The organism is Fluviicola chungangensis, assembly GCF_007558725.1.
GTDB classification, from domain to species: Bacteria; Bacteroidota; Bacteroidia; order Flavobacteriales_D; family Crocinitomicaceae; genus Fluviicola; species Fluviicola chungangensis.
Window position 1 is genome coordinate 1 of record NZ_VLPL01000009.1, and the last position, 11,894, is coordinate 11,894.

Below are 11,894 nucleotides of genomic sequence, written 5' to 3' on the forward strand. Positions count from 1 at the left end.
AAATCATCCACACAAATCTTTAGCGGGGCAAAGCCCCTGGTTGTTTAAGGGAAGTAATAGATTGGAAAAAGTAAAACAGAATAATTATATTTAATCATTGTCTGAAAACGGGGAAGGTTACAATTGACCTGTGCTAAATAATGCTGATAAGGACAGCAAATAAGTGATTTTTTTCATAAGTATTATTTAATAAAAGCCGAGGTTAAATTTTATAGTATTGCATTAGCTTTCGGCATTTATTTTGCCAATACAACACTTATATTTCAATTGTCTGTAATCAATGAAATATGCTAAAACAAGATATTACAGATCTCTTGTTTTTAATTAAATTGCTTTTTCAATAAATGGGAATTTGGTGAATAGTATCTGGTATTGCTAAATATTTTTTAGGTTATTCTTCAATATTGCATTACAAAGATACCCTTCAACCTCGTAACCTATTTACGTAATGAAATCAAGTACTTTTATTTTGAACGCAACGTTAAAATTAATCTCTAAGTTGAGGCTCAAAAAAACACGTATTTTACACGTATTTTTCAAATTTCACGTACGTGTTTCGTACGTGTTTTTATTAATTGGTTGATTATCAATCGTTTCAAAATTTGTTTCAGTTCTAAAATTTTCGCCACTAAATTTCTCTATAAAATCTTTTTTGTTAGCAGATTCTGTCTTTTTGTAAATGTTTGAGGCATGTTTCGAAACAGTTTTTGGAGTGATAAATGTTTCTTGCGCTATGTCTTCATAAGTCATACTTTTGTTTTTCAAGATCAAATAGGCAATATCCAATTCCCTTGAAGTCAGTCCACTTTTTTCAAGTAATTCCGATTGCAAATCATTCAATTCATCATTCGTTGTTTCTTTTATTCCTAAAAACCCTGCTTTTTTCAGCAGGTTATATTCTACTTTGCTTTGAAATAAATAGTACTTCGTATAGGCATAAAAGGTAATAATGAAACTAATATTTACTAATCCATTATTGATTGTCTGATAATCACCAAAGAAAACGACAATTGGCATGGTGGCCATAAATATGATTCCGATATAGCCAGAATATATCATGAGTTTAAAAGGTGTTTCTTCCAACTTCTGTTTTTTTCTTTTTTTCGAAAGAAACTTAACTGTAGTAATGCAAAAATATACAGAGATTAGAACCGGGAGAACAATGAAATTTCGTTTTGAAATAGCGATATTACCAGTAATAAAATAGGTAAGAATGAAACCTACTCCAAAGGATAAAACCAAACTCCAAAATAGAACTTTTGTATTGAATAGCTTTTCCTGGGAAATGTTTAGTTCCTGGACCAAGTAATAAAAGTAATAGGTGGCAAGTATAATTCCGCTTCCAAATGCTAAAATGTTTTGTGCGAGAATATGAATCGGAATCCGTTCGTCTGGAAGTAATCCACTGCAAAGATTATAAAATATAAAAGCAACAATGAGAATCAAAAACCTGAATCGGGATTTGTCTTGCCTACGAGATAAATAATTTGGTAGTTGAAAAAACAAAACGATTATTTCAATGCAGGTAAAAATGAATGTTGTTAGTTTAAGTTCCGTTCCAAACATTTGCTTAATTCTCTTTTAAGTACATTTTTAATGGATAACCTAAAGTGTTTATTTCGGAGATAACTTTGAATCCGAGCTTTTCGTAAAATGGAAAGTTTCTTTCTGTAGAAGTTTCTAAATAAATAGGTAATCGTTTCTCCCTAGCATCGTGGATAATTCTCGCCATCATTTCAGTTCCTTTAGCTCGACCTTGTTCCGCCGGATCTACACCTATATACCACAGATGGAGGAATTGAAAATCCGGATGGTGTTTTTTGATTTCGCTTTCGCGTTTTAGAACTTTTTTGACGTTTGAAATTCCCATGCATCCGAAAACCAGTTTCAGATCCCATACAATGCTTTTTAGTGTGGTTTTCTGTTTGGACGGATCCAGTACTATTGCGCATGCCTTTTGATCTTTTGAAATATAGATCTGTCCAGAGTTTTTTCCCTTAAAGTAGGAGTATTCCATTAACTTCCTAATTCTTGCTTCGCGCTTATTATCTTGTTTAACTACAAAGTTTACAGATTTATTATCCACAAATGATTTAAGAAGAATGTCAATTACGATCTGCTTTTCGTTGATATTGTTTTGCATTTTTTGTTTTTTGCTCGCAGAAGGGGTAAGAACAATTGTTTTACCGATTCAGTGAATGTTTTTTGTTGATCAAAATTAAATATTTAATCGGTTTCTAGTATTTGGGTTACAAAAATACCGTAAATAAATACACCGAAAACGTGAAATTATATTTACGAAAATATTAAAAACAGCTTATCAAATTTGAGTTGTTTTGTCAGTATGGCAGAAATCCACATTGGTAACGAGATTAAGAACGTTTTTGATAAGCGCGGATTTACAATAACCGAGTTCTCAAAACGTATAAAGACATCTCGTGAAAATGTGTATAATATCTTCGCTAGAAAAACAATTGATACCGGATTGCTTTTAACTATTTCGAATGCCCTTGAATTTGATTTTTTTTCATTGTATGTGCATACTATTAATCCGACAAAAGATTCGGAAATCGATAGGCTTCGAAAAGAAATTGTATACTTGGAAGAAATTAATTCACTTTTAAAGGCGAAACAATCTAAATAGGATTTTTTCAAACTCAGCATAGTATATTGTTTTTCAGTTGGCTTTGGCAAGAATACAACATTAAAATTGTATTTACAACATATTTGTTGTATTGTTTTTCATTTTGATACAAGACCTTTCCAGTATGGATAAGGAACGATTGCAACAATTTGGAGAAGGAATTAGACAATTGAGACGTTCCAAAAATTTAACACAAGCTGAATTAGCCAGTCGTATGGGAAGAGATCAACAATCAATACAAAGGCTTGAATCAGGAAGAGTTAATCCGACTTACTTATATCTTCTTGAATTAGCAAAGAGTCTTGAAATGGATATTTCTGAACTCGTAGCAGTTGGCAAATAAATTTTTCATTTTCTATTGAAAAAAATATCTTCCCGTTTGAATAGGTCAGTCAATATTTTTTTGTCCTTTTCAGTTAAAAGAAAACGAGAACAAAGCGAAACCAACCAATTACCAGTTTGCAACCCCGCTAAATCCTGACTATCAGCTTCACATTGAACCTCCGCTGTGTCAAATAATTCGGGATAGAGTAATACTTCCCGGAAACGTCCTGTACCCACTGCTTCGAAAGCACGTTGTTTACCCCAAGTAGGTTAAATACCTCAAACGAAATGATCGCGCTTTCCATTTTCTTCAGGAAATTTCGTGTTTTACCCGGTTTGCGGTATAAAAGATCATACGACATTCCCATATCCACCCGGAAATACGATTTCATGGTTAAGGTATCTTTATAGCGCGAATGATCCGGCGGACCGTAGGGTAAACGTGAACCGTAAGTAATTCCAACCTGGCAAGTCAACTGCTGTAATCCCGGCATATGATCTTGGAACAACACTCCGACAGTTACATGCTGATCAGTGGGTCTTCTGATATACCCTGGATTTACCCGGTTTGAGTCTACTGCCACCTGATCCTCGCTGAATCCATAAATAATCTTTTCACCTGCAGCATTGTAATAATCGTAATAATAATCATCTTTAACGTCTTCCTTGGTAGAAAGTAAACCGAGCTTGAAAAAAGACATGAGCCCCGGAACAAATTCGCCGTTCAGGTTCAGGTCCAGCCCGGTTGCATAGGCTACTGCATTATTCTGTGCGAAATAACGTGTCCGTACATTGTCCACCTCGTAAGGATTTACGTCCCACAAGTATTTGTAGTAAGCTTCCGCTGAAAATTTAAAAGGAGACTCCCGTTTCCACATAAAAAAACTGTAATCCATCCCCAAGACAAAATGAGCGGATTTTTGCGATTTTACATTCGGATTAATTTGCCCTGAAAATGTGCGGTATTCTCTGTAAAAAGGCGGTTGATAATAAAGTCCGGTAGAAAGTCGGTAACGAACTCCCCTTCTGACAAACAGCGTGTCTTTACGAACATATTTGACAGGATAAAAAGTAAGGCTTAAACGAGGTGTAATGAAGCCATCGCTGTTGAAAGTGGTATAAGTGCCTCTCAATCCATAATCCAATACCAAAGAAGACCTTCCTTCTTCAATCGTGTCACGTACAATTGTTTCGCGGAAATTTCCAATCGAATCTTTGAACTTATAGGTTTTGGAAACAGGAATATTTTTCCGGGACTTTTTCCATTCCCAGTGATCCTGAGTATAAACATTGTAACGCTGATTATCCAACTGCAGCTTGCTTTTGATTACCTCATACAAATCTACCTCATCCGTTTGTTGGTCCACTTGGGAATACCCGGCAGAATCTACAAATTTCCATTCGCTCAATACGTCATTAAAATGATCGATCTGGATTCCTGCGCCTACTTTTAATTCGTGTTTGGTATTTTTATTCTTCGGTTTAAAAATTACCGATCCGTCATGGTACACACTGATAATATCTGCATTCAGTTTATTTCGGGCGTGATTCAGAAATCCTCCTACCCCCAACACAGCAATGGAATCACCAAATGCTTCTTTGGAAGGGTCCATTTCCAATTCATTGATGAAGTATTCACCCAGGATATCAAAAGTTTCGCGCTCATCGCTTCTGAAATAGGTAAAAAAGGTCTTACCCTCGTATTTTTTGGAGGTATAATTCAAAGAAGTTCCAACCGTAGAAGTGAGGAATTTGGTCTTTTCCTGTCCTTCAAAATAAATATTGAACGAATACGCCTGGTTCGCTGTTCCAAAATCGGTCTGGCTGGTTTGAGGAGCAAATTGATAGGTATTCGATGAAACATGCCCAAGCATACTCCAGGACCAATGCTCATTGATAGTATAATTCGTCACTGCCTGGGCATCCCAAAAGATCGGATTGTAATTTCCTTTCGTCGGAAGTGAATTCAGCAAGTATCCGTTGGCGCGGTATCTGGCTCCGAACAAGTATTGAAAACGGTCGTGTTTCCCAACCTTATCTTCCACATGAGCTTCAACCCCTAGCAAAGAAGCCATCGCCGAAATCCGCAATGAATCGGGACGTTTGTATTTGATATCCAAAACCGAGCTCAATTTATCCCCGTACATGGATTGAAAACCTCCCGATGAGAAGTAAATATCTTCTACCAATGCTGTATTAATAAAGCTCAATCCTTCCTGCTGACCGGAACGGGTAAGAAAAGGCCTGTTGATCAAAAATCCATTGACGTATACCAGGTTCTCATCGTAGTTTCCTCCGCGCACATTGTAATTGGAAGTCAATTCATTATTGGAATTTACACCGGCCTGGGTCAACACAAGCATACGTTCAACACCTCCGAGCACTTGTTTTTGCAAATCAATCGGTGGAATTTTGTCCAAACCATTCAGATCTTCCTTCGCTTTATTAATATCCACTTCGATAAAACCAAAATCAAAAACAACCGGGTCAAGTATAAAGGAATTCACATCCGGGATATGAACATTGCGCTTGTACTCATTTTCGGCATCAAACCGGGCAATCATCCCGTACTTTCCCGGTGCAAGCTGGACCTGGAAACGGCCTTCCTTATCGGTCGCGGTCGAAATGGTGTCTGCACCAAGGAGAAAAAGGATTTTCACGTTAGGCAACCCATTTTTCCGGTTATCCAGTACATTTCCGTTTACCTGGACCTGTGACCACAAAGCAGTCAGTGGCAAGAAAACAAGGAAAAATAATACTAGAAATCGGTTTCGCATCTTCGCTTAAACGTTGAAATGCCGAAATTAGTGTAAAGTTTTTTATTTCATCTGCGAATCCGCCGTTTTTTCAAGAATTCCTCCGGAAGAACAGCACATTTCAGTCCCCTGCAGATTTCGAACAGAGCGCAGATTAATGATTTACTGTATGTAAGCAAAGTTTATTCATCCTCCAGTGAAAAATCTGCGAGATCCGCATGAGCTTATTTCGTCAGATCAACCACTATTAACCCGGCTTCAAAAGGATCAATTTCTGAGTGGATCTGCTTTAGTAATTCCTTATAAGCTCCACTTGGTGCAAACTGCAGCCAATGAAAATGCCGCTCTTGCAGGGAATTCTCAGGGATTATCCGTTCCGAAATGAAATCAATGGATTGCAGTGCCTGCTCGTGTCGCTGCTTCAACTGCTTTACCAAACGCTGCTCGAAGGATTCCAGCTGTTTTTTCATCCGGACGGTTTCTGCTTCAGCGAATGATTCCAAAGTCGCTTCAATCGATCGTGCCTTTTCGATCATGGTGGAACGCAGGGTATTAAATTCAGTATAAAGCATCGAAAGATCCAGGTCATCTTCTTCATTTTCTTTCAGAAACAACTTTTTCAGATGCTCTTTTGGCTCGAAATAGCGTTCATCCGGCCAATTCAGTTTATCCATGCGCTTTTTCAAAGCACCATCGACCAATTGAAGTGAAACACGCTGCTGAACCAAAGGAAACAACATGCGATGCACTTCAAACACTCCTTTCAGCTGGATCCAATAAGCCATCTCTCCTCCTCCTCCGACATACACCAGATTCGGTAAGATCGTTTCCTGGTAAACGGGACGCAAAATCACATTCGGCGAAAAATTTTCCGGTTCCTTCTGAACCAATTGCTCCAGCTCTTCTTTCGAGTATATCTTTCCGTCAATTGCCAGGCCATTTGCCGTAGGTTCAATTCGTAAACGCTCACCTGCTTTCAGGTAAAACAAATTACATTCCCGCGAATTTGCCTGCGGTTTATATCCGGCTTCTTCTACTTCTTTATTTTTAGCTAAAACCGCCTGGTGTGCCAAAGGACCGGAAATCTCGCGTAAGATTACCGGGATAAACTCCTTTTTCAGATCACGGTTATCCGGTTGCAGCACCAATACTCCGAAATCTGCAAATAACTTACTGATGAATTCCTGCAAATACGAAGCATAATCTACTTTCTCTGAAATCGCTAGCAAGTCATTGATTTCCGTTTCCTTTCCTTCAAAGAAGGCACTGAATTGAGAAAAAACCTCCTTGAAATCACCCATATTAAAACGACCTACAGGTCCTGTTTGTGCAGATTCCCAGGTCAATTTTTGATTGAACAAATACGCAGATTTCACTTCATCAAAATCATGATCTTCGGAAGCCATCCAGAACACCGGAACCGCTTTAAACTCGCTTTGACTTTTGTTAAACTCTTCCGATAAACGGACCACATGAAGGACTTTGTAAATCAAATATAGCGGTCCGGCAAAAAGCGTCAGCTGATGCCCTGTTGTAATGGTAAACGTACGTTCGCGCTCCAATAATTTCAGGTTTTCCAATTGACTTTCGGAAGCATAAGAAGCAATTTGACTGTTCCAAACCCGCACCAGGTTTTGCCTGTTCGCTGAAGAGTAAACTTCCTTCTTTTTTTGAGCTTGCGCATGCAGATCTGAAATGGAACTCAAGGGTGCCGTAAGAAATTGCCCGAATGTTGTCTGGTTCCCAAAAGCCTGGGAAAATGATGAAAATTGGTTGATTTTATCTCGGGAGATTGTTGTATGACTCATGAGGCAAATGTACACATCATTTTCACTTGTAGCAGTTACCATGGAAGCTAAACTGTTAAAAACCCTAAAAGAATCCGGACTCTGAATCCCGGCTTTCGCATTGAGAATTCAAGAATAAGCCCGTTAAATGAGTTTTATTCCATGTGCGGGAACACTTCCGGAATTCAATTCGCATTTTTTAAAGTACTTTTGTAAAAAAAAATTTATCAATGGAAGCTATCATTCGTACCGAAAAGGGAGATATGCGTGTAACCTTCTTCCAGGAAGATGCACCGAATACAGTTGCTAATTTTGTCAAATTGGCCAAAGAAGGATTTTACGACGGACTGACATTTCACCGTGTTTTGCCAGACTTCGTCATCCAGGGTGGATGCCCGAACTCACGCGAAGGTGCAACAGGAATGCCGGGAACAGGCGGACCAGGTTACAAAATCGACTGTGAATTGAACGGAGGGAATCAATTCCATGATCGTGGAGTGCTTTCGATGGCTCATGCGGGAAGAAACACCGGAGGATCTCAATTTTTCGTTTGCCACAGCAGAAACAATACGGCACACTTAGACCGCAATCATACCTGCTTCGGAAAAGTCATTGAAGGGTTGGATGTAATTGACGACATCAGACAAGGTGATCGCATTTTGGCGATAGAAGTTCAAGATTAAGATCAAAACGCAATGGACCATTGCGATTTTGCTGAAATAAAAAAGGGTGGAAATTTTTTCCACCCTTTTTTATGTTTATCAAATCTTAATTTGTTTTCGGTGCATCAGCAGGAGTTTCCTGAGGCAATACTTTCCCGGTAATGGTCAAAATGATCGGTTCTGTAGAAGCGTTCGTTGTTACTGTAATTGTTTTTGTAAACTGACCAACACGTTTTGTATCGTAATTCACAACAATTTTAGAAGATTTTCCTTTTGCAATAGGTTCAGTCGGTTTTTCAGCAGCCGTACAACCACAAGAAGTCTGAACATTTGTAATGATCAATGGGGTTTTCCCGTTGTTTTTAAATTCAAAGATAAACGGCTCCTTAGAATCATATGGAATTTCCGCTCGTTCGATTTTTAACGTTTTAAAAGCCACAGGAGATTTCACTTCTGTTTTAACTTCTTTTTTCGCTTTATCCTTTGTAGTTTGTGCAAATGTTCCAAGTGAAATCAATGAAACTGCCAGAATTGCTATTACTTTCATGTGTTTTAGTTTTAACTATACAAGAATACGAACTCTTTTTAGAATGGTTGTTTAATTAACAAAAAAATAAGACAGTTCAAGAGCTTAAAAGTTCAAAACGATCAAAGAATCCCAGTAATCAAACCATTTAAATTGCAAGTTGAACATTTAAACTTTTTGAATCTTTTAAAATTTGAACATTTCTTTATCTTCGCAATCCATTCAAAACGAGTTCCATGAAGTTACTTTTTAGTTGCATCCTGTTCCTCACCACCGGATCTTTGCTTGCACAAACACAGCAGCAGCTGGATTCCCTGGAACGGCTGCTTCCCAGAAAGAAGGGAAAAGAAAAAGTACAGTTATTAAACGATCTGACCTTCTATTACTTTCGGGCCGATGCAAAGAAAGCCATTGCTTTTGGATCTCAATCACTGAAGCTGGCTCAGACTTTGAACGACGAAACCATCCTGGCAAATACCTACAACGATTATTCCATGCCCTTTCTGACTACCGGAAATTTCCAAAAATCGGTCGAACTAAATACCAAAGCTCTGGAAATACGAACCCGTTTAAAAGACACGAGCGGAATGATCTCTTCTTACGCAAAACTGGGAAATGGCCATTTCGAACTGGGACAATACAAAAAGGCGCAGCAAGCTTACAATAAAGCCATCTATTTTGCAAAGATTCTCGGCGATGAAAACACCTTACTTCAACTGTATCAGAACAGCGCAAATGTACTTGAAGTCAGTGGTTTTATAAAAGAAGCCCTGAAAATGCAGTTGGATGTACATGAAATCGCACTCCGCACAGACAACAAATTAGTCCAGCTCTCGAATTACGGCAACCTCGGCTCCTGCTATCAAAAATTAAAGCAATACGAAAAAGCAAGGGAAATGTATCTCAAAGCAATACCCCTTGCCAGGGAAACCAATCAGTCGGAACAACTTGCTATGGTTTATCAGGGCTTGGGAGTGGTAGAAAGAGCTGCTGGAAACACCGATTTAGGTCTGAAATATTATCAGCAGGCATTTCAACTCTACAAACGACTGGATTCAAAAACGGGAGAAGGAATTATTGCAGTCAATATCGGGAATAGTTTTGCAGACCTGAAGCAACCGGATTCGGCTGCTTTTTATCTCAATCTTGGTCTTCAACTGGTCAAAGACACCAAATCGTACAGACAAATAATGAACGCATACCGTGGTCTATCCGAACTGGAACTGAGCAGAAAAAATTATCAAAAAGCCGCAGAATACTTAGTGCTCCAAAACAAATACCAGGACAGTGTGACTATTTTTCAAGGAAATGAGCTCATTGCGGATGTTTTTGGGAAATACGAATTGGAGAAAAACCAACGTGCACTGGCTGAAAGCAAAGCAAAAAATGCAAAAAATCAATTGTATCAAGCCATTTGGATCGGTATTTCTGCTACTTTGTTACTACTGTTCGTTATCGTTTTCCTGTTTTTCAGACACAAACGAAAGATTGCCAAAGAAGAATTGGTGCGGACCAAACAGGAAGAACAATATTTGCGCGAAAAACAACTCAACGAACAGAAACTGAGTATTTCAAGAGAGTTGCACGACAACGTTGGTTCACAAATTACCTACCTCATTTCCTCCATTGATAACCTCTCTTACATGGATGAGGAAAACGAGGTTTTGAATACCAAACTTCAGGACCTGAGTAATTTTGGAAGAAATACCATGCAGGAACTCCGCAGTACTATTTGGGCAATGAATTCCGAAGACGGAAGTATCGAAACACTCTTAACACGCATTGAAAGTATTCGCAATAAAATCCCGCTTTCAATCGAAATTCATACAAAACTGGATCAAAACCATCCTTTAAAATCAACCGAATTATTGAACCTGTACCGGATCATCCAGGAAGCGATTCAAAACACCCTGAAACATGCACAGGCAACTTGCATCCGGATCACACTGGAAGAAAAAGAAAACCGGGTAAAGCTCACCATTACGGATGATGGCAAGGGAGTTCAAACAGGAAACGCACAGGGGAACGGCCTGCAAAATATGCGTCACCGCTGTGAGCAGATCGGCGGCGAATTTCAATTGAACACATCCGAAAAAGAGGGTACAGCTATTTCATGTACATTCGTCATCTGACGTATTGATTCATTTCGGGAATGATTGCATCTTTGCCAAGGAGAAAACGTTCTGTTTGTGATTGGACTCTTTTGATTCCGATAACTTTCCGGACTTTTAACCAATTAAACAACCTTTATGATTCGAATCGCAGTAGCCGAAGACAATGCTTTCTTAGCAAAATCCATTCAGGAAAAACTAGCCCTTTTTCCCGGGGAATTGAAATTTAAATTCCATGCATTTAACGGGAAATTGTTCCTGGAAAAATTAGCAGAAGACCCGATGGTGGATGTGATCCTGATGGACATCCAGATGCCGGAAATGGACGGTATTGAAACAACACGGACCATTTCAGAACGCTATCCGCAGATCAAAGTCATTATGCTGACAGTACTGGATGACGAAGAATCTATTTTCCAGGCGATCCTGGCTGGAGCAAACGGATATTTGTTAAAAGATGAAAATCCGCGGGTCCTGCTCCAAAGCATTTTGTCGATCGTAGAAGGCGGAGCTCCCATGTCATCCGGAATTGCGCTCAAAGCATTGAGACTGCTGCGGAATCCAATCAAACCGGATGAAGAGAAATTCAACACGGAAAGACCGGAACTTTCCCCACGGGAAATAGACGTCCTGAATCAGCTAAGCAAAGGAATGGACTACAAACAAATTGCGGAAAACCTGATCATTTCTCCGTCAACTGTTCGCAAGCACATCGAAAACATTTACAGCAAACTGCAGGCACACAACAAAATGGAAGCCGTGAAAATTGCTCAAAAACACCGGATCATTGATTAATTATCAAGAGGAATCCCCGTAATAATTGATAGTTAGAAATCCTTCAGTTCATAAGAGCGTCCACTCGCACAAGAAGTCCCGCATCCTGCTGCCAATCCTCCAACGTAATTCCGCAATATTACGTCAGGACGTTCCCAAAAGTGTAACCCGTTTTTACCATGCAATTTGAATATTCCAGGCATCAAGTACAGATAGAGCATAGATAGAGCATAGATAGAGCATAGATAGAGCATAGATAGAGTATGAAAATGTTATGAAATTAACAAGCTGATTTACTGCAAAAAGATAT

General features: G+C 38.9%; 9 protein-coding genes. 4 read left to right on the forward strand and 5 right to left on the reverse strand.

The genetic code is table 11. The features are described from left to right. Window positions 1-543: 543 nt before the first annotated feature. Both FO442_RS15700 and FO442_RS15705 read right to left on the reverse strand, forming a co-directional pair. Window positions 544-1,566, reverse strand: coding sequence for a helix-turn-helix transcriptional regulator (locus FO442_RS15700; RefSeq protein ID WP_144334168.1), 1,023 nt, complete (start codon window positions 1,564-1,566; stop codon window positions 544-546). A gap of 4 nt (window positions 1,567-1,570) precedes the next feature. After that, complete coding sequence (locus tag FO442_RS15705; RefSeq protein WP_144334169.1) at window positions 1,571-2,143, reverse strand: GNAT family N-acetyltransferase; 573 nt, start codon at window positions 2,141-2,143, stop codon at window positions 1,571-1,573. A 625-nt stretch (window positions 2,144-2,768) separates the two neighbouring features. On the opposite strand from FO442_RS15705, the gene FO442_RS15710 reads away from it, so the two are divergent. Continuing rightward, a complete protein-coding gene (locus FO442_RS15710) occupies window positions 2,769-2,987 on the forward strand; it encodes a helix-turn-helix domain-containing protein (RefSeq protein ID WP_144334170.1) in 219 nt (72 codons plus the stop codon). Window positions 2,988-3,114: 127 nt separating this feature from the next. On the opposite strand, the gene FO442_RS15715 is transcribed toward FO442_RS15710, so the two are convergent. Together FO442_RS15715 and bshC are read right to left on the reverse strand one after the other, a co-directional pair. After that, window positions 3,115-5,706: a TonB-dependent receptor plug domain-containing protein gene (locus tag FO442_RS15715; protein ID WP_186280183.1), complete on the reverse strand. Its 2,592-nt coding sequence runs from the start codon at window positions 5,704-5,706 to the stop codon at window positions 3,115-3,117. Between the two features lie 242 nt (window positions 5,707-5,948). Then, on the reverse strand, window positions 5,949-7,532 hold the full coding sequence (gene bshC / locus FO442_RS15720) for a bacillithiol biosynthesis cysteine-adding enzyme BshC (RefSeq protein ID WP_186280185.1): 1,584 nt from the start codon (window positions 7,530-7,532) through the stop codon (window positions 5,949-5,951). Between the two features lie 209 nt (window positions 7,533-7,741). Between bshC and FO442_RS15725 the strand changes: the two genes are divergently transcribed. Next, complete coding sequence (locus FO442_RS15725; protein WP_144334173.1) at window positions 7,742-8,194, forward strand: peptidylprolyl isomerase; 453 nt, start codon at window positions 7,742-7,744, stop codon at window positions 8,192-8,194. Window positions 8,195-8,279: 85 nt separating this feature from the next. Here the strand turns inward: FO442_RS15725 and FO442_RS15730 are convergent, their stop codons facing one another. Next, window positions 8,280-8,720 carry a DUF1573 domain-containing protein gene (locus FO442_RS15730; protein WP_144334174.1) on the reverse strand — a complete coding sequence of 147 codons (441 nt, stop codon included), beginning with the start codon at window positions 8,718-8,720 and terminating at the stop codon, window positions 8,280-8,282. Between the two features lie 215 nt (window positions 8,721-8,935). Between FO442_RS15730 and FO442_RS15735 the strand changes: the two genes are divergently transcribed. Together FO442_RS15735 and FO442_RS15740 are read left to right on the forward strand one after the other, a co-directional pair. Continuing rightward, complete coding sequence (locus tag FO442_RS15735) at window positions 8,936-10,831, forward strand: tetratricopeptide repeat-containing sensor histidine kinase (RefSeq protein ID WP_144334175.1); 1,896 nt, start codon at window positions 8,936-8,938, stop codon at window positions 10,829-10,831. A 117-nt stretch (window positions 10,832-10,948) separates the two neighbouring features. Further along, window positions 10,949-11,605, forward strand: coding sequence for a response regulator (locus tag FO442_RS15740; protein WP_144334176.1), 657 nt, complete (start codon window positions 10,949-10,951; stop codon window positions 11,603-11,605). Window positions 11,606-11,894 lie beyond the last annotated feature (289 nt).